This is a genomic window from Pseudooceanicola marinus (assembly GCF_020177265.1).
Classification (GTDB): Bacteria; Pseudomonadota; Alphaproteobacteria; order Rhodobacterales; family Rhodobacteraceae; genus Pseudooceanicola; species Pseudooceanicola marinus_A.
Genome location: NZ_JAIVMC010000003.1, coordinates 17563 through 40974, shown reverse-complemented (window position 1 = coordinate 40974; position 23412 = coordinate 17563). Strand labels below are relative to the sequence as shown.

Sequence of the window (23412 nt, the reverse complement as noted above, 5' to 3'; positions counted from 1 at the left end):
TCAGCCGAACTAGCTTGCTCCCTGACGCTCTCTCTGCGCCATTCCGCTGCGTCATCGCGCGCGGAACGGGATCTGCCCCCGGCGCGGTCGGGCGTCGCCGATGACGACCACCGGCCTCGTGCCGACAGGAAAGGCCCCGCGCCCGATGACGCCTCGCTGCCCCGCTGCCCCCGCATCTGCCTCGTCCCGCCGCCAACGGTCCGGCCGCCGCAGCGCCCTGCGCGCCGCGCTCTGGGCCACGACACTGGGGGCCGCCACCCTGACGCTGCCCCTGCCCGGCCCGCTGTCGGCGGCCGATGTCTCGGTCAGTGTCGCGGGCGACGAGGACCTGGAGGATCGCATGCGCGCGGCCTCTCTCTCTGTCTCGGCAGAGGACGAAGGCACCACCGACGCGCAGGAGCTGATCGCGGCGGCCCAGGCCGACTACCGCCGGCTGCTGGCCGCTCTTTACGAGGATGGCTATTTCTCCGGCGCGATCTCGATCCGTATCGACGGGCGCGAGGCCTCCTCGATGTCGGTGCTGGACCGCGACGCCCAGGTGAACCGGATCGACATTTCCGTGACGCCCGGGCCGCGTTTCAGTTTCGGCGCCACATCGGTCGCGCCTCTGCCCGAAGGCGTCAGCCCGCCCGAGGGCTTCGCCACCGGCGACCCGGCCGGCACCGTCGTCATGCGCCAGTCTGCCCAGGCGGGCCGCACGGCCTGGGCCGAGCGTGGCCACGCCAAGGCCGAGATCACCGAGCAACGCATCACCGCCGATCACGCCGACCGCCGCGTCGACGCGGCCTTCACCATCGCCCCGGGCCCCCGGCTGACCTTCGGGCCGACCCTGCTGTCGGAAACCGCACGGATGAGCGCGGTCCGCCCCGAGCGCATCCGCGCCATCGCGGGCCTCCCCGAGGGCGAGGTCTATGCGCCCTCGGAAATCGACCGCGCCGAATCCCGCCTGCGCACCGCCGGCGCCTTCGCCAGCGCCGTGGTGACGGAGGCCGAGGAGATCGGGCCCAACAACACCCTGCCGATGACGCTGGAGGTGGAGGACGCCAAGCCCCGCCGCCTGGGCACCGGCATCGAATATGCCACCACCGACGGGCTGACCCTGTCGGGCTACTGGCTGCACCGCAACATCTCCGGCGCCGCCGACCGGCTGCGCTTCGACGCAGAGGTGGCAGGCATCGGCGGCGAGACCGGCGGCATCGACTATGCCCTGGGCGCCACCTACACCTACCCCGCCTTCCTCAGCCCGGACCGCAGCCTGATCTTCGGCCTAGACCTGGCGCGCGAGGACGAGCCCAACTATATCTCGACCTTCGCCGAAGCCTCGGTGGGCGTCGACCGCTACCTGACCGAGACCCTGTCGGCCAACTACGAGCTGGGCTTCCGCATCTCGGAAACCGAGGATGCCAACGGCACCCGCGACTTCACCCACCTACTGCTGACCGGCGGGCTGACCTGGGACAATCGCGACAACAGCACCAACCCCACCGACGGCGCCTATGCCGAGGTGACGGCGATGCCCTTCCTCGGGCTTTCGGATACCGAAAGCGGCGTGCTGGGCACCGCCGACCTGCGCGGCTACCGCGGCTTTGCCGAGGGACGCTTCGTCCTGGCGGCACGGCTTCAGATGGGCGTGGTAGCCGGTCCCGAGATCGAGGAAGTGCCCGCGGACTGGCTGTTCTGGTCGGGCGGCGGCGACACGGTGCGCGGCCAGGGCTATCAGTCGCTGGGCGTCGGATCGGGTGACACCGCCACTGGCGGGCGCGGCTTCGCCGCCATCTCGACCGAACTGCGCACGCGGATCGGCGAAAGCTGGGGCGCGGCGGCCTTCGTCGATTACGGATATGTCTCCGCCGATCCCGATTTCGCGGGCGGCGAATGGCACGGCGGCGCCGGTGTCGGCGTGCGCTACTTCACCTCCATCGGGCCGATCCGCGCCGATCTGGCCGTGCCGGTCACCGGCTCGGTGGATTCGGTTTCGGTCTATGTCGGAATTGGACAGAGCTTCTGATGCGTTTTTCCCGCTCCCTCGCGCTGGCCACCTGCGCCACCCTCGCCCTGACGCCCGCCGCGGCCCAGCAGACCCCTTCGGCCGATGACGACGGCGAGGGGTTCCTGACCCGCACCCTGCAGAACGCGCTGTCCTCGGACGGCATGACGGTGGACATCACCGGCTTCGAGGGCGCGCTGTCGTCGCAGGCCACGATGCAGCGCCTGACCATTGCCGACGAGGATGGCATCTGGCTGGACCTGGAAGGCGCCACGCTGGATTGGAACCGCTCCGCGCTGCTGCGCGGACGGCTGGACGTGAACACCCTGTCGGCGGACAGCATCACGCTGACCCGACTGCCCGAAAGCGAACCTGCCGCCCCCTCGCCCGAGGCCTCGGGCTTTGCCATTCCCGACCTGCCGGTCGCCATCGACATCGGCGAGCTGTCGATCGGCCGTTTCGACATGGGCGAGGCCGTGGTGGGCCAGGCCGCCGAACTGTCGCTGAACGGCTCGGCCAGCCTGGCCGACGGCGCGCTGGCCACGGACCTGGCGATCGACCGCCTCGACCGGCCCGGCCAGATCGCGATCTCCGCCGACTACGCCCCCGAGGACGAACGCCTGGCGGTGGACATCAGCGCCTCCGAACCCGAGGGCGGGCTGGTGGCCTCTCTCATGGGGCTGCCGGGCACCCCCTCGGTCGAGCTGACCGTGGCCGGCGCCGGCCCTCTGGACGACTACGACGCGAACCTGCTGCTGCTGACCGATGGCGAGGAACGGCTGACCGGCCAGGTGGCCCTGCGCGGCCGTGACGATGGCGGGCGCGAATTCACCGCCGATCTGGGCGGCGACCTGACAGCCCTGCTGGCGCCCGACTACCGCGAGTTCTTGGGGACCGACATCGGCCTGACCGCCACCGGCACGGCCGCCGCCGACGGCGCGCTGGACCTGCAGCTGTTCCGCCTGCGCTCGGCCTCGGTGAACCTCGAAGGGCGGCTGGCGCTGGACGCCGAGGGCAGCCCGCAGAGCTTCGACCTGCGGGGCCTGATGGCCGCGCCCGACGGCTCCGACCGGCTGGACCTGCCCATGGGCGATGGCCTCTCGCTGGCCTCGGGCGAGCTGACCGCCACCTTCGACCGGGACAATTCCAACCAGATGGAGGCGCGGCTGGATGCCAATGCCGCCCGCGCCACCGGCTTTTCCGCCGACACCCTGTCGCTGAGCCTTTCGGGCCCGCTGCGCCAGGGTCGCGCCAGCGACCTGGCCCTGGCGCTGGAGGCCTCGGGCCTCTCCGCCGAGGACCCGGCCGTCGCCGAGGCCCTGGGCGACCGTATCACCGGCGCCGCCGACATCACCTTCGGCGAGGGCCCTGTCAGCATCGAGAACCTGGTGGTCGAGGGCCCCGCCCTGCGCCTGACCGGCGCCGCGCGCTATGACGGCACCACCGAGGCGGGCGAACAGGCCGGGCTGACGGTGGAGGCCGGGGCCGAGGTCGCGGATCTCGCGGCCTTCGCGTCCCTCACCGGGCTGGATCTGGCCGGCCAGGCCGATCTGTCGGTCACCGCCGACATGCAGCTGCCCGCCGGCACCGGGCGCATCACCGCCGAGGGCACGGGTGAGAACCTGGCCACCGGCATCCCCCAGGCCGATGCCCTTCTGGCCTCCCCCGCGACGCTGGCGCTGGACCTGACCCGCGATGAGACCGGCATCACCCTGTCGGAGCTGGCCATCGGCACCGACGAGATGTCCCTGACCGGCGAGGGTCGGCTGGCCTCCGATGATGGCCAGATCACCTATGAGCTGGCGCTGACCGACGCCAATCTGCTGACCGGCGCTGCGGGCGATCCGGCGCCCTTCACCGTGGCGGGCGCCATCACGCAGACGGCGCAGGCAATGACCCTGACCGCCCAGGGCGGCGGCGACCGCCTGGCCCTCGGCATCGACGCGCTGGACGACCTGCTGTCGTCGGGCCTCTCGCTGGACGCCCTGGTGACCCTGCCCGGCGACGGGGCCCCGCGCATCGACCGTGCCCGGATCGAGAACGACGCCCTGCGCCTGACGGCCTCCGGCCCGCTGGCCGGTGACGACAGCAAGATGGCGCTCGACTTCGGCGCCTGGCTGGCAAACTCCGCCACCTTCACCGGCGGCACTGCCGGCCCGCTGGAGCTGTCGGGCCGCCTGACCAGCGAGGGCGAGGCCCTGCGCGCCACGATCTCGGGTGGCGGCGATCGCATCGGCACCGGCATCGAGGCCGTGGACGCCCTGCTGACCGGCCCGACCCGTCTGGACGCGGATGTGACCATCGCGGGCGAACGTATCACCGTCAGCCGTGCCGATCTGGACGCGGGCGGGCTGGACCTGACCGCCTCGGGCCTCGTCGCTGGCCCCGAAACCGCTCTGGACGTGGCGCTGACGCTGCCCAACTCCGCCGCGCCCTTGGGCGCCTCCGCCGGTCCGCTGGAACTGACGGCCAATGTCAGCGCCGACGACAGCGGCGCCTATCGCATCGACGCGCGTGGCGAGGGGCGCAACATCGGCATCGGCAACCCGCAGATCGACGCGCTGTTTGCGGGTGACACGACCCTTTCGGCCCTGCTGTCGCTGGCCCCCGACGGTGTCCTGACCGTGGAAACCGCACAGGTCGCCTCGACCGCGCTGGATGCCTCCGCCTCGGGCACCGTGGCGGGCAGCGAGATCGAGATGGATTTCTCCGCCGGCCTCGACAACGTGGCACGGCTGGCCGACGGCTTCTCCGGCCCGCTGGAGATCACCGGCAACGTCGCCCCCGGCCCCGACGGGGCGCTGCGGGTCGAGGCCCAGGCGACGGGCCCCGCGGGCTCCGATGCGACGCTCTCGGGTCTGGTGGCGCGGCCTGACGGCTCCGTCGACATCACCCTGCGCGGCTCGGCCCCGCTTGGCCTGGCCAATCCCTTCGTCGCGCCGCGCTCCGTCGCGGGGCTGGCGCGGTTCGATCTGTCGGTCGCAGGCCAGCCGGCACTTTCGTCGGTCTCCGGCCAGATCACCCTGTCGGACGGGCGCCTGATCGCGCCCAGCCTCAGCCAGGTGATCGAGGGGATCTCGGGCAGCGTGCAGCTGTCCGGCGGCCAGGCGCGGCTCGACCTCGCGGCGCGCCCCGCCGAGGGTGGCCGGCTGACTGTCTCCGGCCCGCTGGCCCTGTCGGCGCCCTATACCGCGGGCCTCGACGTCGGCATCGACGGCGTGGTCTTCACCCAGGCGGGCCTGCTGACGACGACGCTGAACGGCGCGCTGGAGGTCTCCGGCCCGCTGACCGGCAATGGCGCGATCTCGGGCCGCATCGGCCTGACGGACACCGAGGTGCGCGTGCCCTCCGGTGGCTTCGGCGGCCAGGAAGCGATCCCCGAGATGACCCATGTGGCCGAGCCTGCCGCCAGCCGCATCACCCGCGATCGGGCCGGGCTGACGGGATCGGGCGATGGCGCCTCGGTTGTCTCCTCCGGCAGCGGCGGGTCCGGGGGCCTCGGCCTCGACATCCGGGTCGTCACCGACGGCTCGGTCTTCATCCGGGGCCGTGGCCTCGACGCCGAGCTGCGCGGCGACCTGACGGTCGGCGGCACCACCTCCGATCCGCGCCCGGTGGGCCAGTTCGAGCTGGTGCGCGGCCGCCTGTCGATCCTGACCAAGCGCCTCGACCTGTCGGAAGGCCAGTTGCGCCTCGCGGGCGGGTTCGAGCCGATCCTGCGCTTCGTCGCCACCTCGCAATCGGGCAGCTACGTCTACCAGATCGGCATCACCGGCACGGCGTCAGAGCCGGAGATCACCTTCTCCTCCAATCCCGGCCTGCCCGAGGACGAGATCCTCTCGCGCCTCTTCTTCGACCGGCCCCTGTCGGAGCTGTCGGCGGTGCAGGCCGCCCAGCTGGCCGCGGCGGTCGCCACGCTGACCGGCCAGGGCGGCGGCGGCGTCCTGGGTCGCCTGCGCGAAAGCACCGGGCTAGACAACCTGGACGTGGCGACCGACTCCGATGGCTCGGCCTCCCTCACCGCGGGCAAGTATCTGTCGGAAAACGTCTACACGGAAACCGAGGTGACGGCAGAGGGCGAGACCTCGCTGTCGATCAACCTCGACCTGACGGACAACATCCGCGCCAAGGGCTCCGTCGATACCGACGGCGGCACCGGGCTGGGCGTCTTCTTCGAGAAGGATTACTGATCCCCTCACGCCCAGGTTCGACAGCGAAACGGCGGCCCGGTCCCCCGGGCGCGCCGCTCTCCACCAGGCGCCTCCCCCATCCCTCGATTTGCTGGCCAGAAATATCCCGGGGGGAATTGAGCCCGCCAGGGCTCAAGGGGGCAGAGCCCCCCGCCCCCCTCTATGTCTCGCGTATCGCGCGACGGCGCGGCCCGTCAGCCCTCGCCCACGATCTGGTCATAGAGATGCCAGGTCGCGTGCCCCAGAAGCGGCAGCACCAGGAAGAGACCCAGGAAGGCCGGGATCAACGCCAGGAAGGTCGCGACGGCAATGAAGACCCCCCAGCTTATCATCGGGCCGGGATTGCCGGTCACGGTGCCGAAGCTGGTGATCATCGCGGTGACGAAATCCACCTCTCGATCCAGCAGCAGCGGCAGGGCGATCACCGTGATCATGTAGAGCAACAGGGCAAACCCCGCCCCAACGACAGACCCAAAGCCCAGCATCATCAGCCCCTCCGGCGCCAGGAAGACCTCCATCGAACTGGAGACATTGGTCATCACCGAAAGCCCCAGGAAGAGGGCAAAGATCATGTGACCGAGGAAGAACCAGAAGAGCAGCAGGAAGATGATGATGGCGCAGATCGACGGCAGTTGCCGCCGCGACTGGCGCAGCACCACCGTCAGGATCGCGCGGCGATCCAGCGGCTGCCCGCGTTCCAGTCGGCGCGATACCTCGTAAAGACCGACCGCCGCGAAGGGGCCGGCCAGCGGGAAGGACAGGGCCGCGAAGATCAGCCAGTAGCTTTGCCCGGTGGCCAGGGTGACCCAGGCCAGGATCCATCCGATCACCACGTAGACACCGGCGAAGAACAGCCCCCAGACCGGCGCGCGTGTCAGATCCGCCCAGCCCCGGCGCAGCGCCTCGCGCAGCATTCCGGCGGTCACGGGGCGCAGCGGCGGCACGCCCTCTTCTGGCAGCGCATTCTCGGGCAGTGCGCCCGGCGTCATGGTGTCCATTCGTGTCCTCCTCCCTCATACCCCGGCGCGCCCCGACCCTCCTCCGGTCGCCTCGCGGGCGCGGTGACAGGATGCCCCCCTTCTGCCGCGCCGATCAAGCTTTCCGTACGGGGCGCAACCGGCCAGGCACCTGCGCAGGCTTGCCCCGTTGCCCGGCGCAGCCTAGGCTTCTTCCGCCTTATCCGAAGATTTCCGCAGGTTTTTCATGATCCCTTTTTCCTTGTTCCGCCGCCTTGCGCCGACCCTTTCCCCCACACTGGCCGCCCTTCTGGCCCTGGCCGCACCGCTGTCTGCCGCGCCCTGCGGTGACACCTCCGCCGGCTTCGCCGCCTGGAAGGCCGCCTTCGCGGAGGAGGCCCGCGCTGCCGGCATCGGCCCGGCCGGGCTCTCGGCCCTGGCTGCCACGCAGTATTCCCATGGCACCATCGGCGCCGATCGCAAGCAGACCGGCGTGCGCTATTCCTTCGAAGAGTTCAAACGGATCCGCGGAGTCGACTACATCGCCGCCCAGGGCCGGAAACGTCGCGCCCGCAATGCGGCTTTCTTCGATGCGCTGGAAGCGGAGTACGGGGTACCTGCCGGGATCCTCATTTCCATTCACGGGATGGAAAGCGGCTTTGGCCAGTTCTTCGGCAAATACCCGGTGATTTCCTCCAATGCGACGGTGGCCTATGATTGCCGCCGGTCGGAGTTCTTTACCGCGCATCTGCTGTCGGCGCTGGAGATGGTCGATCGCGGCTGGCTGCCCGCCGATGCCATCGGGGCCGCCCATGGCGAGATTGGCCATACCCAGTTCCTGGCCGGCAACGTGGTGAAATACGGGCGCGACGGCAATGGCGACGGACGGGTCAACCTCTACGACGCGGCGGATGCGCTGGCCTCGACGGCGAACTACCTGCGCGGCCACGGCTGGCAGCGCGGTCAGCCCTACCACGAGGGCACGGCGAATTTCCGGGTGCTGAACGACTGGAACGCGGCCACGGTCTATCAGAAGGCCATCGCCTATGCGGCCGCCCGGATCGACGGCTGAGACAGTCGCGCCCGGCGGCACCGCCGGGCCTCAGCCCGTGAAGACGACCCGGGACAGGCGTGCCTGGGTGTCGGCCAGGATCTGCTCTGCCTCTTCCATGTCGTGATGGGCGGCATAGGCCTTCAGGTCCTCGACCACGTCGAGCATCCAGCTGCCGCCGGTGACACTTCCCGGAGGAAAGGAGCGGGTCCAGCCGCCTTTGTGCATGGTGCCGAAATGGCCCTTGATCACTACTTTCCGATTCATTGCCCCACCTTTTCAGAAAACCCACGGGCGGGATCGAAAGAGAGCTTGGCCAGCCCCGCCCACACACAAACACTGTACGGCGCGCCGCGCCGGAACGGGCTGCAACACGCATCCGGCGTCGTCGCGCAACGTCCCGACGAAATCAAATGGATTTCACGACGTACTGGATTACCCTACCCCATTCCCGGAACATTCGAGCGGATGTCGGGCGCGTGGGAACGAAATTGTGACCCGATGACGCAGCCCGCCAGGCAGTATTGCCGGGGGAAATGGCGAATTTGATCAGGTTTGGCCCCCAAAAGCGCAACCCGTCCCAATACACTGAATTGAGATTCGCAACAGTGACCAAAAGGTAATGTAAGTTGCGACCAAATTTCAGGGGCCCACCGCCTTGCCGCAGCACCCCCGGAAGGCCCCGGGCCGGCCAGCCCGGGCCTCGCGCCGGGGCTTACTCGCCCGCGGCCTCGGCGCGGCTCTTGCCGGCAACGTTCTGCGCCAGGGTGGCGGCCATGAAACCGTCCAGGGCCCCATCCAGCACACCGGAGGTGTCGGAGGTCTCGTAGTTGGTCCGCAGGTCCTTCACCATCTGGTAGGGCTGCAGGACGTAGCTGCGGATCTGGTTGCCCCAGCCGGCGCTGCCCTTGCTGTCATGGGCCTCGTTGATGGCCGCGTTGCGGCGATCCAGCTCCAGCTGGTAGAGGCGCGATTTCAGCGCCTTCATGGCGATGTCGCGGTTCTGGTGCTGCGACTTCTCCGAGCTGGTCACCACGATCCCCGTGGGATGGTGGGTGATCCGCACGGCGGAGTCGGTGGTGTTCACGTGCTGACCGCCCGCGCCCGACGACCGGTAGGTGTCGATGCGGATGTCGGCGGGGTTCACCTCGATCTCGATATTGTCGTCGACCACCGGATAGACCCAGACGGACGCAAAGGAGGTCTCGCGCGTGCCCTTGCCGAAGGGCGAGATGCGCACCAGCCGGTGCACGCCGCTTTCGGACTTCAGCCAGCCATAGGCGTTATGGCCGGAAATCTTGTAGGAGCAGGACTTGATGCCCGCCTCACCGCCGGCTTCCTCCGATTGCAGCTCCACCTTGTAGCCGCGCTTCTCGGCCCAGCGAACATACATCCGCTGCAGCATCGAGGCCCAGTCGCAGGCCTCGGTGCCGCCGGCGCCGGCGTTGATCTCCAGGAAGGTGTCGTTGGCATCGGCCTCGCCGTTCAGCAGGGCTTCGAGCTCCTTCTCAGCGGCCTTCTCCTTCAGCGCCTTCAGCGCCTCTTCGGCCTCCGTGACGACATCCTCGTCCTCTTCCATCTCGCCCAGCTCGATCAGCTCGACGTTGTCCGACAGCTCCTGCTGCAGGGCGTTGTGGGTGTCGATGGCATCGACCAGGGCCTGGCGGTCCTTCATCAGCGCCTGGGCCTTGGCAGGATCATCCCAGAGGTTCGGATCCTCGACCCGGGCGTTGAACTCCTCCAGGCGGTGCTGGGCCGTGTCCCAATCCACCCGCTGGCGCAGCAGCTCCAGGGATTTCTCGATCTCGGTGACGGTGTTCTGTGCCTCGGCGCGCATCGTGGTTCCTTACTGGCAGGTCTGAGCCCGGGGTGTATCCCATGGCCCGGGGCGGAACAAGAGCGGGCCGCATCGCCGGACGTGGCGCGCAGCCCCCTGCGGCAACGCCCCGGCCCCGTCTTCTCCTTGTCGCAAATATCCCGGAGGGGGTGCCGGCCCGGTGAGGGGGGGGGCAGAGCCCCCGCCCCGTCAGACGGCCGTGCAGCCCGGCAGGCTGGGTCAGTACAACCCGCCCGAGGACAGCGTACCGAAGCCCGCGTTCGGACCCACGGTGGCCGTTTCGCCGGTGGACGTCGTGACCTGGCGCTGCGCTTGGTTGCGCGCCTCGGCGGCGCCGTCGAACAGCGGCAGGTCAGAGCCCATGGCGAAGCCGCCATCGTAGAAGATGCCGAAGATCGGCTCCTCGCCATCGCGGAAGTATTCGGCCACGACATTAGCACCCGACGCCTCCTGCGGCAGACGCGCGCCGGTGTAGCGGTCGATCTTGATGAAATGCCCGCCCTCGGGGATCTCGAAGGGCCCGCCACCGAACTCCTTGACCGCCTCGGTCATGAACTCCTGGAAGACCGGACCGCAGAGCGTGCCGCCATAGCCGCGCCCGCCCAGCATCGGCCGGGGGGTGTCATAGCCGATGTAGCAGCCCGCCACGATGTTGGAGGTGAAGCCGACGAACCAGGCGTCGCGGGCATCGTTCGACGTCCCGGTCTTGCCAGCAGTGGGTACGGGCAGGTTGACCACGCGGGCCGCCGTGCCGCGCTGCACCACGCCCTGCATCATCGAGGTCAGCTGGTAGGCGGTGATCGCATCCATCACCCGCTGGCGGTTGGGCAGGATCCGCGGGCTCTGGCTGGGCGTCAGCGACAGGTCCTCGCAGTCGACACAGATCCGCTGATCGTGGCGGTAGATGGTTTTGCCGTAGCGGTCCTGCACCCGGTCGACCAGGGTGGGTTCCACCCGCTCACCGCCGTTGGCGAACATCGCGTAGGCCGCCACCATCTTGTAGAGCGTGGTTTCCTCCGCGCCGAGGGAGTTGGCGAGATAGGGGCTCATGTCGTCGTAGACGCCGAAGCGTTCGGCGTATTGCGCCACCACGTCCATGCCCACCTCGCGCGCCAGGCGCACGGTCATCAGGTTCCGCGACATCTCGATTCCGGTCCGCAGGGGCGTGGGCCCGTAGAACTTGTTCGACGAGTTCTTGGGCCGCCACAGCCCCTCGCCCGTGTCGATCTCGATCGGGGCGTCGATGACGATCGTGGCAGGGGTATAACCGCTGTCCAGCGCCGAGGCATAGACGAAGGGCTTGAAGCTCGACCCGGGCTGGCGGCGCGCCTGGGTGGCGCGGTTGAAGACCGAATCCTGATAGCTGAAGCCGCCCTGCATGGCGATGACGCGGCCGTTGTTGACGTCCATCGCCATGAAGCCGCCCTGCACCTCAGGCACCTGGCGCAGCGACCAGTGGTCGAACTCGCCGCCGCTGGTCTTCGCCTCGCGCACCAGGACGACATCGCCGACCTCGAAGTTGTCGAAGAAGTCGCCGCGCAGCCATTGGATGTCGCTGCGGGGCACGGAGGCGCCGCGCGGATCGTCCAGCGCCACGTCCTCGATCCCGATGGTCAGGCTCTGGGCCGCGATCTCGCGCACCACCGCCGGGCGCCACTGGCCGCCCAGGTCGATGTCGCGCGGCACGTCGGCACTGTCCAGCGCCGCACGCCAGGCCTCTTCGCTGGCCAGCTGATCCTCGGTCAGGGCCGCGCCAGTGCCCCGCCAGACGCCCAGGTTGCGGTCCACCTCTTCCAGCTTGTGACGCAGCGCCCGGGCGGCGACATCCTGCATGTCGGGATCGACCGTGGCGCGCACGGTGTAGCCGCCGGAGAAAAATTCCTCCTCGCCGAAGTCATCGGAGAGCTGGCGGCGGATCTCGTCGGTGAAGTAGTCGCGCGGCGGCAGCTGGTTGCGGAAGGGCTCGAAATCGCCCGCCTGGACGGAGCGCAGCGGCTGCGCCACCTCGGTCTCGTAGGTCGCCTGGTCGATGTAGCCGTTCTCCAGCATCTCGCGCAGCACGTAGTTGCGGCGCTGCGTCACCCGTTCGCGGGCGCGCACGGGGTGGTAGTTGCTAGGCGCCTGCGGCATGGCCGCCAGCATCGCGGCCTCGTGCGGGGCCAGTTCCGTCAGGGACTTGTTGAAATAGACCCGCGCCGCGGCCGTCACACCGTAGGAGTTCTGGCCGAGGAAGATCTCGTTCAGATAGATGCCCAGGATCTCGTCCTTGGGCAGGCTTTCCACGAGGCGCGAGGCCAGGATGACCTCCTTCACCTTGCGCTCGATCCGCCGGTCGCCGGACAGGAACAGGTTCTTGGCCACCTGCTGCGGAATGGTCGAGGCGCCGCGCACGCTTTCGCCGCGGGTCTGGATCGCCTCGAAGATCGCGGCGGCGATGCCGCGAGGATCATAGCCCGCGTGGGTGTAGAAGTTCTTGTCCTCCGCCGAGATGAAGGCGTTCTTCACCAGGTCGGGGATCTCGTCCGTGGGGGTATAGAGGCGGTGTTCGCGGGCAAATTCGTCGATCAGCTGCCCCTCGCCGGAATAGATCCGGGAGATGGATTTCGGCTGATATCGCGCCAGAGCTTCGTGGCTGGGGAGGTCCCGGCCATAGACCCAGAAGATGGCGCCCACCGACAGGGCCACCATGGCAATGCCGGCGGTCACCAGGGTGAAAATGCCGCCGAGGAAGGAAAGTACGAATCTGATCACGCGCCCGGGCCTCTCTGATTAGGCTCGACCATATAGACCGCGGGCCCATGACGGTCAAAACACATCCCCGCAAGGAGGCGTCACCGGCGGTCCGATGCTGCCGCTCGCGCAGCCCTCGCCCCCGCTATGGACAGGGCGGAGAGGGATCCGGCCTGCCTCGCTACTTCAGCCTGAGCGGGGCCAGCGTGTCATCGGCGATCTTCCAGGCCTGAATGCCGTCGCGGATCGCATTGGCCAGCCGGGCACGGAACACCGGGTCAACCAGGTTCTCCCGGTCGCGGGGCGACGACAGGAAGCCCGTCTCGACCAGGACTGACGGCACGTCGGGCGCCTTCAGCACCGAATAGCCGGCGGCGCGGCGCGGGCGCGTGTTCAGCGGCATCCCCTCGCTGCGCAGCGCAAGGACGATGGCATCGGCCAGCTGCTCGCTGCGCGGCTGCGTCTGGGTCCGGGCCAGGTCCATCAGAACGCCGGCCACCTGGTCGTCGCTGTCGCTCAGGTCGATGCCTGCCAGCAGGTCGGCGCGGTCGTGCCGTTCGGCCAGCAGCCGGCTGGCCTCGTCGCTGGCCGACCGCGCAAGGGTATGCACCGTGGTGCCAAGCGCCCGTCCGGAGGCCAGCGCGTCCGCGTGCAGGGACAGGAACAGGTCCGCCTCCAGCGCATGGGCCATGGCGACCCGCCCTTCCAGGCTGACGAAGCTGTCGTCCTCGCGCGTCAGATAGACCTCGGCGCCGGACCGCACCAGCGCCTCTTGCAACTCGCGGGCGAAGGTCAGCATCAGGTCGGCCTCGACCACGCCCGCCCGTTCGGCCCCCGGATCGATGCCGCCGTGGCCCGGGTCCAGAAGGATGCGCATCGGCCCGTCGGGCGCCTTGGGCGGCACCTGCGACGGCAGGGCCACCAGGCCCTCGCGGCCCCAGCCCGGAGTTTCGGGATAGCCTGAGAGCCGGGTGAAATCCTCCGCCGCCACGGGCCCGAACCGCGCGGTCAGCCGGGCGCGACCGCTGTCCTCGGCCAGGCGCAGGTCCGCCTCCTCCAGCGCCAGGGGCTCTGCCAGGTCGATCACCATGCGCGACCAGCCGGGGCGGAACTGCCCCATGCGTACCGCCGTCGCCAGATCGGAGTTCAGCAGGACCGCCGGATCGACGCCGCGCCAGTCGACCTCGCGGAAGTCCAGCACGATGCGACGCGGATCCTCCAGCGTGAAGATACGGTAGGGCACCCCCTGGCTGAGGTGCAGCGACAACTCCAGCCGGCCGCGCCGGTCGCGGATCCCGCTGTCGCCCGGCAGGACCGTGGCGCGCGCGGTGAAGTCCTGCGCCATCGCGGTGCTGCCGGAAACGCCGGCCAGCATTACGCCGGCGGTCACCACCAGCCACAGGGCGATCCGGCGCAGGGCCCCCGCGCCGTCCGGTCTCTTTCTCATGCACCCACCTCGTCTGCTCCGGCCCATGCTATCCGATCTGGGCGGCGGATCGAAGCCCCGGCAGCACCCTGGGCCAGCCGCCGCCGTCGGGCACGCCACGTTGACAACGGGGAGCGGAATTGCAACCTGTGCCCCTCCCCGTCCGCCCCCGCCGGAGCCCGCCCCGATGCCCGCCGCCGCCCGTGATCCTGTTGCCCTGCCCGCGCTCCTGCCGCTTGGCCTGGATGGCGTGCTCGTGCGTTTCGGCACGACCTTCACCGAAGAGGCGAACCGGGCCGCCCGCGCCTTCGCGGCAGAGGCCGCGGCGCTGGACGGCGTGACGGAGGTGGTGCCGGCCCCGGCCTCGGTCCTGCTGCGCCTCGATCCGCTGGACCAGCCCGCCGACCAGGTCCAGGGCGCCGCACGCGCCCTGCTAGACAGCCGCGACTGGCTGTCCCTGCCACCCGCGCCGGCCGCCCGCTGCTGGCACCTGCCGGTCTCCTTCGCGACGGCGCATGCACCAGACCTGCCTGAGGTGGCCCGGATCACCGGCCTGCCCGAGGCCGAGGTGGTGACCCGTATCCTGGCGGAGCGGCCCCGCGTCCTGGCCATCGGTTTTGCCCCGGGGCAGCCCTACCTGGGCCAATTGCCCCCGGTCTTCGACCTGCCCCGCCGCGCACAGCTGCAGGACGTGCCCGCCGGTGCCCTGACCCTGGCGATCCGGCAGATGGTGCTGTTTTCAAACGCCTCGCCGACCGGCTGGATGCAGATCGGACGCGCCGCCTTCCGCCCGTTCCAACCGGACGCGACAGACCCGATGCCCCTGTGCACCGGTGACGAGATCCGCTTTCACGCCGTCTCGGACAGCGAACTGGAGGCCCTCGGCGCCGATCCCATGGGCGGCGCCCGGCTGGAGGTCCTGTCGTGACCGGCGCCGCGCTGATCGTCTCTGCCCCCGGCCCGGCGCTGACCGTCCAGGATCTGGGCCGCCCGGGCCACGCGGGTCAGGGCCTGTCCCGCGGCGGGGCGCTGGACCCGCTGGCCCTGTGGGAGGCCGCCGCCCTGCTGGGGCTGAAAGGCCCCGTGGCTTCGGTGGAAATGCCCGGCATGGGCGCCGCCTTCGAGGTCACGGCCCCGATGCGCCTGGCGCTGACCGGGGCGCCGATGCAGGCGACGCTGGATGGTCAGCCGCTGGTCTGGCACGCCGCCCACCCGGTCCAGCCGGGCCAGATCCTGCGGATCGGCGGCACCACAGGCGGCACCGTGGGCTACCTGACCCCCGCCGGCGGCATCGCCACGCCGCCCCTGATGGGCAGCCGCGCCGCGCACCTGGCCGCCGGGATCGGCACCCTCCTGTCCGATGGCACCTCGCTGCCCACCGGAGACGACCCCACACCGCACCGTCCGGCCTGCACCCTGCGCCCCGAGCCACGCTTCGGCGGCGGGTCCCTGCGGCTGCTGCACGGCCCGCAGACCCACCTGTTCGACCACGCCCGGATGCAGAGCTTCCTGGCCGCGCGGTTCACACGCGGCCCGCGCAGCAACCGTCAGGCCATCCAACTGCTCTGCGATGCGGCGCAGGACTGGCACCTGGATGCCGGCGGCATGGCGTCCGAGCCGATCCAGGCCGGTGACGTGCAGATCACCGGGGATGGCACCCCCTTCGTGCTGGGTCCGGAATGCCAGACCATCGGCGGGTATCCCCGTATCGGGTCCATCCATCCAGAGGACCTGCCCCGCCTGATCCAGGCCGACGCGCGCAGCCCGCTGCAGTTCACCCTGCTCGATGATGCAGGAGCCGTCCCCTTGCCCGTGCCCCCTGCCGCGCGACTGAAACGCCTTGCTGCCAGCGTCACGCCGCTCTTGCGCGACCCGGCGCAGATGCAGGACCTGCTGTCCTACCAGCTGATCTCCGGCGTCACCGCCGGGGACGATCTGGACCGTCCCTGATCCCCCGGCCCCAGAAAAATTATCTCACATTTCACCTAAAATCTCCGGATTCCGAGATGACTCTGCGGAACCAGCACCTGTGTACCGCGTTGAATTATCCAAGACGGGTGGAAACACCTGAAGCGACACGAAAAACGGAGGTGCGCCATGATCTGGCCAATCACTTTCTTTGCTGTCGCGCTCATCGCCGGAATCTTCGGATACGCGGGGATCGCGGCAGCCTCTGCGGGGATCGCACAGATCCTGTTCCTGCTCTTTGCAGGTCTCGGGATCCTGTCGCTCCTGCTGCATATGACGGAGGATCAGAACCAGGACGAGTTCGACGAGAACTCCCGCTGGTACTGACCTCGGGCAGAGCAAGAAACGTCAACGAAAATGCCCCGCCGATCGCGAAGATCGGCGGGGCGTTTCTTTCGTCAAAACAGGGATATGGCGGGCACCCGGTACAGCCGGGACCCGCAGCTTCCTCAGGTTTTCAGCGTCTCGGTGGAGGCAAAGAACATCGCCTGGCTGACGGCCGAGCGCACCTGGTCTTCGCGGTAGGGCTTGGAGATCAGGAAGGCGGGTTCGGGACGATCGCCGGTCAGCAGGCGCTCGGGGAAGGCCGTGATGAAGATCACCGGGCGGTCGCCCAGCTCGCCGAGGATCTCGTTCACCGCGTCGATGCCGCTGGAGTTGTCGGCCAGCTGGATGTCCGCCATGATCAGGTCCGGCGTTTCCGCCTTGGCCAGTTCCACCGCCTCGCCGTGGGTGCGCGCCACGCCGGTGATCTTGTGGCCCATTTCGGCCACCAGGGCCTCCAGGTCCATGGCGATGATCGCCTCGTCCTCGATGATCATGACCCGACCGGAGACGGCGTCGGCCATCTCCTGGCGGGCGGTATCGAGAAGGGTCTCGACCTCGGCTTCGTCGGTTCCCATGACGCTGGCCACCTCGCTTACGTTGAAATCTTCGATGGTGTGCAGCAGCAGCGCCTCGCGGGTGTTCGGGCTGAGCTTCGCCATGTGCCGCTGCGCCTGCGCCTCAAGCCCCGAAGCCTCGATGGCAACGGGGGCCCCGGAGCTGGCCCAGATCGTGTGGAAGACCTTGAAAAGGGCAACTTTCTCGCCAATGCCCCCTTCGAAGACCGACCGGTCCTGGAGGATCGCCTCCAACGTCGCGGCCGCATAGGCGTCACCGCTGGACTGTGCCCCCGTCAGCGCCCGCGCGTAACGGCGCAGGAAGGGCAGGTGCGCACCGATCAGTGCCGCAAGATCACCGGTGTTCGATGCGTTGCCGGAAGAGACTGACATTTTATCCCCTTTTTTGCATTTTTCAGGAACCTAACTCCGGATGGCGCGTTGGGTTCCGCCAGCGATGAGAATTTCTCGGACTATCGAAAGAGGAACATGACATTGGGTCAGACAAAATCAAGCTCACACGGCGGGATCGACGACAACCTGCGTCGCGTGTTCCAATCCACTTTGGAAGAGGACATCCCCGACCGGTTCAAGGATCTGTTGCAGCAACTGCAGGAGCAGGAGCCTCAAAGTGCTTCCGCTGATAACGAGGAGCACCGGGAATGACGACGCGAGCGACCTCCGCCAATGGCGGCGCCGGCGACGACACCAGCGGCCTGTCTGGCCCCAACCCGCGCGATGAGCTGGTCAACCACCTGCCCGCGCTGCGTGCCTTCGCCCTCGGTCTGACCCGGAACTCGGCCACCGCCGACGACCTCGTTCAGGACGCGATCGTGAAAGCCTGGACCAATATCGAGAAATTCCAGGTCGGCACCAACCTGCGCGCCTGGCTGTTTACCATCCTGCGCAACACCTACTATTCCTCGCTGCGCAAAACGCGCCGCGAAGTCGCGGACGTCGACGGCGTTTTCGCCGAAAGCCTGTCCGAGAAGCCGGCCCACGATGGCCGCCTTGCGATGGCCGATTTCCGGACCGCCTTCAACCAGCTGCCCGACGAACAGCGCGAGGCGTTGGTTCTGGTCGGTGCCTTGGGCGCCTCCTACGAGGAAGCCGCGGAATCCTGCGGTGTGGCGGTCGGCACGATCAAGAGCCGCGCCAACCGTGGCCGCGCGAAACTGGCCGAACTGATGAAGCTGAACGAAGATGAAGCCCTGGAACTGACCGACCCCGCCACGATGGCCGTGGTGACGTCGAAGCCCATGACGGCTCGCTGACCGGCGGGAGCCCAAATGCCGCATAGCGCGAATACGCCCTGGTTCCGGTCACTGTCCTTCCGGATCGCAGGGATCCTCTCTCTGGCGCTGGTCCCCATCGGGTCCATCGCGATCTATCAGACCAACCAGGTCTCTTCCCAGGCCGAAGAAGTCACACGACTGTCCCTGCTGGCGCTGACCCAGCAGGGCGTCGAGGAAGAGCGCGCCGTGCTGCAGCAGGCCTTCGGCGCAACGGCGGCGCTGGCGCGCATGGTCCAGACCCAGGGCCCTGACACGCAGGGCTGCCGCGAGGTGATGCAGGAATTCAACGCCGCCATGCCAGATTTCAGCCTGGCGGCGTTCATCCCCGTGGACGGCCAGGTAAGCTGCTCCTCGCGCGGCGTCGGGCAGGACGTGTCCGAACGGCCCTCGCATCTGGAAGTGATCCAGCAAAAGCGCCCCCGCGTGATGGTCGTGAACGAAGGCGCGATCAGCCACACCTCCGTTCTGGTCGTATCCCATCCGGTCGAGATTGACGGCACCTACGTCGGCTATACCGCCATCTCGGTGCCCCATGCCAACCTGAACCTGGGGCAACAACCCAGCTTCGGAGCCGCACCCGATTACCTGATGACCTTCAATGCGTCCGGCGAGGTGCTGACCAGCAGCATCGAGGACGCCGCGCCGGATGGGGAACGGACACAGAGCCTGTTGCCGATCCGCTCCTCGCTGGAGGATATGGCGCGGCTGGCCCCGATGGTCTTTTCCGGACAGAGCCGCGCCGAGGGCGATCAGCTCTACGTCGTCGTCCCTATCGTCGAGGACGAGGTTTTCGCCCTGGGGATCTGGCCCTCCTTCGAGAACATGAGCGACCAGGTCCAGGTCCCCGTCATTCTCTTCCCGCTGCTGATGTGGATTGCCTCCGCCGTGGTCGGGCTGGTGGCCATCGACCGCATGGCCGGCCGCCATATCCGCCAGCTCAGCCGCCGCATGCGCCGCTTCGAACGGGTGCGCACCTTCGAAGGTCAGCGCTCGATGCGCTATGCCGCCGACGAGCTCAAGAACATGGAAGAGGATTTCATCCTCATGGCCGAGACGATCCTGCACGACCAGGCGGAGCTGGAAAACGCCGTGCGCCAGCGCAATGTGCTGCTGAAGGAAGTGCACCACCGGGTGAAGAACAACCTTCAGCTGATCAGCTCGATCATGAACATGAACATCCGCCGCGCCCATTCGCCGGAAACCAAGGCGATCCTCGCCCGCCTGCAGGATCGCGTGCTGGCCATGGCGTCGATCCACCGCAACCTGCATCAGGTCGAAAGCCAGGGCCAGGTCAACGTGGGCAAGCTGGTGCGCGAAGTCGCGAACCAGACCCTGCAGGCCTCCGCCTCGGGCGGGCACCGCATCCGGGTCAAATACGATGTGGCCGACGTGATCCTCTACCCCGACCAGGCCGTGCCCCTGTCGCTGCTGGCCTCGGAACTGATGGCCAACGGGGTGAAATACACCGGCAGCGACCAAGGTCCGCCCTGGATGACCCTGTCGCTGGTGCAGGAGGGGACCCGGGCGCACCTGGTGGTCGTCAACTCCAAGGGCGGCGCGCATCACCTGGAAACCGATGGTGAAAGCACGGGCCTGGGCAACCAGCTGATCCGCGCCTTCGCAACCCAGCTGGGCAGCGCGATCGAGATCGAGGAAACCGAGACGGAGTACCGCGCCTCGATCAGCTTCGAAGTTGCCAGCTTCCAGCCGGAGCCGCTGGACTACTGACCCCGACCGGGCGGGCGCCGACAGCGGCCCCGCCCGCTCCCCCGAAAGGAACGCCCCCGATGTCCTCGCACCACAGCTCCGCGATCTCCCCCCTGCCCTCTCCGCAGAACGAGAAGGGCGAGACCCGCCTGCTGGGCGTCGAGGTGGAATTCGGTGGGCTGACCGAGGGCCGTGCCGCCGAGATCCTGGCCGGGATGACGGACCGCGAGGTCACGCAGGGCGACGAAGACTACCGCGTCGAGGAGACGCCCTTCGGCACCTGCAAGCTCTACATGGACACGACCTATCGCGATCAGGATGACACCGCGCTTGGCCGGGCCGCCCTGGACCTGGCGCGCAACGTCGTGCCGGTGGAGCTGGTCACCTCCCCCTTCCCGCCCGACCGTCTGGGCCAGCTGGACGAGGTACTGGCGCGCTATCGTGCCGCCGGGGCCAGCGGCACCCATGACGGGATCCTGCTGGGCTTCGGCGTGCATCTGAACGTGCAGATCGCCGCGCCCACGGCTGCGCATCTGTGGTCCGTCACCACCGCCTTCGCCATGGCCGAACCGCTGTTGCGCGACGCCTACGACCTGGACGTGTCGCGTCGCGCCCTGCCCTTCGTCGATCCCTACCCGCAGCGCCTGCTGGATGTCCTGGCCCAGGGCTGTCCCGAGCGGCTGGATACCCTGGTGGAGAGCTACCTGGGGGCCACGCATTCGCGCAACCATGCACTCGACATGCTCCCGATCTTCGCCCACCTGTGCCCGGAGCTGACCCGCGACGCCCTGGCCCGCGGCGCGGGGGGAACAGTTTCGGCCCGCCCCGCCTATCACTACCGCATGCCCGATTGCCGTATCGACGAGCCGAGCTGGAGCCTGGCCGGCGAATGGGCCCTGTGGTGCGCCGTCGAACGGCTGGCAGAGGACCACGACACGCTGGAGGCGCTCTGCACCCGCTGGCGCGAGATGCGCGACGACCCGATGGAACGGCTGCGCCTGCAGCTGAACGGCTGGGTCGAGGCCTCGGAAGACATCCTGACGCGCGCCGGTCATGGCGATCTGCGAGAGCTGGCCGAGGCGCTGCGCTCATGAGCCTGCTGTTCGGCAAGCGGGATCGCCCGCGCCCGAGGATCGGTGTCACCGTCTCGGCCAAGTCGGCCTGGCGGATCTTTCCGCTGATCCGGCTGCAGGTGGCCCTGGCGGGCGGCAAGGCCCTGCGCTGGATCCAGGAGGATGAGGTCGACCTGAACAAGGTCGACGGCGTGGTCATCGGCGGCGGCGATGACATTGCGCCGATGCTCTACGGCGGCGAAGTTCGCGCGGGCGTCACCCTGGACCCGGCCCGCGACCGGATGGAATCGCGGGTGATCGAAAAAGCGCGCGGCCATGGCCTGCCCGTGCTGGGCATCTGCCGCGGCGCCCAGATGCTGAACGTGGTGCTGGGCGGCACGCTGCACCAGGATGCCTTCGAGGTCTACGACAGCTCGCGCCGCTACCGCACCATCCTGCCCCGCCGCGAGGTCGAGGTGCTGCCCGGCACCCGCCTGGCTGACCTGGCCGGCACCGAACCGATGAAGGTCAACGCCCTGCACAGCCAGGCCGTGAACCGGCTGGGCGACGGGCTGCGCCTGTCGGCCCGCGACCAGGGAGGCATGCCCCAGGCCCTGGAAAGCCTGTCGGATCCCTTTGCCATCGGCGTGCAATGGCACCCCGAACACCTGGTCTATGCCCGCCGTCAGCGCCGCATTTTCCGCGCCCTGGTGTCCGCCGCGCGGGCTCGTCAGCAGGGCCTCGGCCAGATGCAGGAAGTCGACCGCATGCCCGCCGTCGACGCCCCGACAACTTTTTTCGAGAAATCCTGATTTTTCTTGGAACCCGCGCCGAGACCACGCGTTAGCTTTCCGTCCGATGTCCTCGTCCCGTACAGATCGTGCATCGGTTCTGGGGTCGTGTTTCTTTCCTCGTCTCGCCCCCGGACTTGGCACCGGAGACATGTCCCCCCGTCTCCGGTGCCCTACCCCCTTTCAATATCTGCCGAGCCAGGCTCGCGTCCCAGACAGGCGAACCTCCGTCAGCCCCGCCGCGTCGTGCGCCGCGCGCGTCCCAGGGCGCGGTTGTAGGCCGTGGGGGCCACGCCGAAACGCGCCTTGAAGCAGCGCGAGAAATGCCCGACCGAGCCATAGCCACAGGCGGTGGCCACGTCGATCAGCTCCAGGTCGGTCGAGCTCAGCAGCATCCGCCCGTGGTCCAGCCGCAGCCCCCGGTAGAACTCCCCCGGGGTCTTGCCGAAGACCGACATGAACAGCCGCTCGATATGGCGCCGGGAATAGCCCGAGGTCAGCGCCAGCTCTTCCATGGTCAGCGGATCTTCGAGGTGGGATTTCATCAGTTCCACCATCGACAGCAGGCCCGGGTGACGCGTGCGGATCAGAACAGAGGTCGAGCTGCGCTGCTCCTCCTCGCGGCCCACGGCCACCTTGCGCAGGCACATCTCCGACACCATCGCGGCAAAGGCCTCGCCATGATCGCGGCCGATCAGGTCCAGCATCATGTCGATCGCCGCCGAGCCGCCGCCGCAGGTCATCAGGCGGCCGTCGATCTCGTACTTGGTTTCCTTGGGCAGCAGATCGGGGAAATGAGTGCGGAAGGCGGGCAGGTTTTCCCAGTGCAGGGTGAAGGCCTTGTCGCCCAGCAGGCCCGCGCGGGCCAGCGCCACGGCGCCGGTGCAGATCCCGCCGACCATGCCGCCGAAGCGGTGGTGCCGCTGCACCGCGCCCACCACGGCCGGCGTCATCGCCTCTGCCGCCGGGTTGCCGGAACAGACGAAGAGGCCCGTGTCGCGCGGCAGCTTGTCGATCGCCCCCTCGACCCCGATCGGGATGCCGGAGGAGGAATAGACGGGCTCGCCATCCACCGACAGCACGCGCCACTGGTACAGCGGTTGCTGCGACAGCTGGTTGGCGATGCGCAGCGCCTCGACCGCGGCCGAAAAGGCCAGCAGTGTGAACCCGGGCACCAGCAGGAAGGCGAAGACGGTCGACTTCTCCGGCGCCGGCAAGGGGAAGAAGGCGTCGCCCTGCGGAACCACGGGGGCGGCGGTGGTGAAGCGGTCCTTGAAACTGTTGTCCATGGGATCAGCCTTCTGCTGTGCCAAGGCGGCAGGGGGTCGGGGACGGGTGTCGGAACGGCAGCCCTTCGCGTCCGTGTGACGTCAGCATGACAGATCGGTCAAGACAGAAGCGCGAGAGGCCGCCCCTTTCCCTGCAAACCCGCCCACCGGACGGGCATCAGACGCCCCTGCGCCCCGTTTCAGAGGCTCACGCCAGCCCCCGCGATCCGTTGACAGCAGGGCCGGAGCGAATCTCTTTCCCTCAGCCCCGCG

The 23412-nt window shown here is 68.7% G+C and carries 18 protein-coding genes; 11 read left to right on the top strand and 7 right to left on the bottom strand.

All coding sequences use genetic code 11. The features are described from left to right. Window positions 1-145: 145 nt before the first annotated feature. Complete coding sequence (locus LC066_RS04900) at window positions 146-2008, top strand: autotransporter assembly complex protein TamA (RefSeq protein ID WP_224896880.1); 1863 nt, start codon at window positions 146-148, stop codon at window positions 2006-2008. Next, entirely contained in the window at window positions 2008-6177 is a 4170-nt protein-coding gene (locus tag LC066_RS04895) for a translocation/assembly module TamB domain-containing protein (RefSeq protein ID WP_224896878.1), read from the top strand. The genes LC066_RS04900 and LC066_RS04895 overlap by 1 nt, the downstream gene beginning before the upstream one ends. A gap of 194 nt (window positions 6178-6371) precedes the next feature. On the opposite strand, the gene LC066_RS04890 is transcribed toward LC066_RS04895, so the two are convergent. Next, a complete protein-coding gene (locus tag LC066_RS04890; protein WP_224896876.1) occupies window positions 6372-7175 on the bottom strand; it encodes a DUF2189 domain-containing protein in 804 nt (267 codons plus the stop codon). Window positions 7176-7380: 205 nt separating this feature from the next. Between LC066_RS04890 and LC066_RS04885 the strand changes: the two genes are divergently transcribed. Next, a complete protein-coding gene (locus LC066_RS04885; RefSeq protein ID WP_224896874.1) occupies window positions 7381-8205 on the top strand; it encodes a lytic transglycosylase domain-containing protein in 825 nt (274 codons plus the stop codon). Between the two features lie 30 nt (window positions 8206-8235). Here LC066_RS04885 and LC066_RS04880 read toward each other — a convergent pair whose 3' ends face one another. The 4 genes from LC066_RS04880 to LC066_RS04865 form a co-directional block, all read right to left on the bottom strand. Next, window positions 8236-8451 (bottom strand): hypothetical protein, encoded by a 216-nt coding sequence (locus LC066_RS04880; RefSeq protein WP_222476437.1) that lies wholly within the window; start codon window positions 8449-8451, stop codon window positions 8236-8238. 448 nt (window positions 8452-8899) lie between these two features. Continuing rightward, window positions 8900-10021 (bottom strand): peptide chain release factor 2, encoded by a 1122-nt coding sequence (gene prfB / locus LC066_RS04875; protein ID WP_222476435.1) that lies wholly within the window; start codon window positions 10019-10021, stop codon window positions 8900-8902. Between the two features lie 219 nt (window positions 10022-10240). Next, window positions 10241-12772: a penicillin-binding protein 1A gene (locus tag LC066_RS04870; protein ID WP_222476433.1), complete on the bottom strand. Its 2532-nt coding sequence runs from the start codon at window positions 12770-12772 to the stop codon at window positions 10241-10243. Window positions 12773-12932: 160 nt separating this feature from the next. Continuing rightward, complete coding sequence (locus LC066_RS04865; RefSeq protein WP_412103229.1) at window positions 12933-14198, bottom strand: N-acetylmuramoyl-L-alanine amidase; 1266 nt, start codon at window positions 14196-14198, stop codon at window positions 12933-12935. Between the two features lie 166 nt (window positions 14199-14364). On the opposite strand from LC066_RS04865, the gene LC066_RS04860 reads away from it, so the two are divergent. The 3 genes from LC066_RS04860 to LC066_RS04850 all read left to right on the top strand — a co-directional run bounded on the left by LC066_RS04860 (window position 14365) and on the right by LC066_RS04850 (window position 16472). Beyond that, on the top strand, window positions 14365-15105 hold the full coding sequence (locus LC066_RS04860) for a 5-oxoprolinase subunit B family protein (RefSeq protein ID WP_224896872.1): 741 nt from the start codon (window positions 14365-14367) through the stop codon (window positions 15103-15105). Then, window positions 15102-16127 carry a biotin-dependent carboxyltransferase family protein gene (locus LC066_RS04855; protein WP_224896870.1) on the top strand — a complete coding sequence of 342 codons (1026 nt, stop codon included), beginning with the start codon at window positions 15102-15104 and terminating at the stop codon, window positions 16125-16127. Before LC066_RS04860 ends, LC066_RS04855 begins: the two co-directional genes overlap by 4 nt. A 147-nt stretch (window positions 16128-16274) precedes the next feature. Next, window positions 16275-16472, top strand: coding sequence for a DUF1328 family protein (locus tag LC066_RS04850; protein ID WP_222476425.1), 198 nt, complete (start codon window positions 16275-16277; stop codon window positions 16470-16472). A gap of 122 nt (window positions 16473-16594) precedes the next feature. On the opposite strand, the gene LC066_RS04845 is transcribed toward LC066_RS04850, so the two are convergent. Further along, window positions 16595-17419: a response regulator gene (locus LC066_RS04845; RefSeq protein WP_222476424.1), complete on the bottom strand. Its 825-nt coding sequence runs from the start codon at window positions 17417-17419 to the stop codon at window positions 16595-16597. Between the two features lie 96 nt (window positions 17420-17515). Between LC066_RS04845 and LC066_RS04840 the strand changes: the two genes are divergently transcribed. The 5 genes from LC066_RS04840 to LC066_RS04820 are packed head-to-tail and all read left to right on the top strand — an operon-like array spanning window position 17516 to window position 21892. Further along, entirely contained in the window at window positions 17516-17692 is a 177-nt protein-coding gene (locus LC066_RS04840) for a NepR family anti-sigma factor (protein WP_224896868.1), read from the top strand. A 50-nt stretch (window positions 17693-17742) separates the two neighbouring features. Continuing rightward, window positions 17743-18300 carry an RNA polymerase sigma factor gene (locus LC066_RS04835; protein ID WP_224897497.1) on the top strand — a complete coding sequence of 186 codons (558 nt, stop codon included), beginning with the start codon at window positions 17743-17745 and terminating at the stop codon, window positions 18298-18300. A gap of 15 nt (window positions 18301-18315) precedes the next feature. Next, window positions 18316-20049: a sensor histidine kinase gene (locus LC066_RS04830; RefSeq protein WP_224896866.1), complete on the top strand. Its 1734-nt coding sequence runs from the start codon at window positions 18316-18318 to the stop codon at window positions 20047-20049. 59 nt (window positions 20050-20108) lie between these two features. Continuing rightward, complete coding sequence (locus LC066_RS04825) at window positions 20109-21122, top strand: amidoligase family protein (protein WP_224896864.1); 1014 nt, start codon at window positions 20109-20111, stop codon at window positions 21120-21122. Then, window positions 21119-21892, top strand: coding sequence for a gamma-glutamyl-gamma-aminobutyrate hydrolase family protein (locus LC066_RS04820; protein ID WP_224896862.1), 774 nt, complete (start codon window positions 21119-21121; stop codon window positions 21890-21892). The genes LC066_RS04825 and LC066_RS04820 overlap by 4 nt, the downstream gene beginning before the upstream one ends. Before the next feature lie 209 nt (window positions 21893-22101). Here LC066_RS04820 and LC066_RS04815 read toward each other — a convergent pair whose 3' ends face one another. Then, the gene (locus LC066_RS04815) at window positions 22102-23160 is read right to left on the bottom strand and encodes a GlxA family transcriptional regulator (protein ID WP_224896861.1); all 1059 of its coding nucleotides are present in this window, start codon (window positions 23158-23160) and stop codon (window positions 22102-22104) included. Window positions 23161-23412 lie beyond the last annotated feature (252 nt).

Coding starts and splice junctions, on each gene's coding strand:
- LC066_RS04900 (WP_224896880.1), top strand. CDS start 146: ATGACGCCTCGCTGCCCCGCTGCCCCCGCATCTGCCTCGTCCCGCCGC.
- LC066_RS04895 (WP_224896878.1), top strand. CDS start 2,008: ATGCGTTTTTCCCGCTCCCTCGCGCTGGCCACCTGCGCCACCCTCGCC.
- LC066_RS04890 (WP_224896876.1), bottom strand. CDS start 7,175: ATGGACACCATGACGCCGGGCGCACTGCCCGAGAATGCGCTGCCAGAA.
- LC066_RS04885 (WP_224896874.1), top strand. CDS start 7,381: ATGATCCCTTTTTCCTTGTTCCGCCGCCTTGCGCCGACCCTTTCCCCC.
- LC066_RS04880 (WP_222476437.1), bottom strand. CDS start 8,451: ATGAATCGGAAAGTAGTGATCAAGGGCCATTTCGGCACCATGCACAAA.
- prfB (WP_222476435.1), bottom strand. CDS start 10,021: ATGCGCGCCGAGGCACAGAACACCGTCACCGAGATCGAGAAATCCCTG.
- LC066_RS04865 (WP_412103229.1), bottom strand. CDS start 14,198: ATGAGAAAGAGACCGGACGGCGCGGGGGCCCTGCGCCGGATCGCCCTG.
- LC066_RS04860 (WP_224896872.1), top strand. CDS start 14,365: ATGCCCGCCGCCGCCCGTGATCCTGTTGCCCTGCCCGCGCTCCTGCCG.
- LC066_RS04850 (WP_222476425.1), top strand. CDS start 16,275: ATGATCTGGCCAATCACTTTCTTTGCTGTCGCGCTCATCGCCGGAATC.
- LC066_RS04845 (WP_222476424.1), bottom strand. CDS start 17,419: ATGTCAGTCTCTTCCGGCAACGCATCGAACACCGGTGATCTTGCGGCA.
- LC066_RS04840 (WP_224896868.1), top strand. CDS start 17,516: ATGACATTGGGTCAGACAAAATCAAGCTCACACGGCGGGATCGACGAC.
- LC066_RS04830 (WP_224896866.1), top strand. CDS start 18,316: ATGCCGCATAGCGCGAATACGCCCTGGTTCCGGTCACTGTCCTTCCGG.
- LC066_RS04825 (WP_224896864.1), top strand. CDS start 20,109: ATGTCCTCGCACCACAGCTCCGCGATCTCCCCCCTGCCCTCTCCGCAG.
- LC066_RS04820 (WP_224896862.1), top strand. CDS start 21,119: ATGAGCCTGCTGTTCGGCAAGCGGGATCGCCCGCGCCCGAGGATCGGT.
- LC066_RS04815 (WP_224896861.1), bottom strand. CDS start 23,160: ATGGACAACAGTTTCAAGGACCGCTTCACCACCGCCGCCCCCGTGGTT.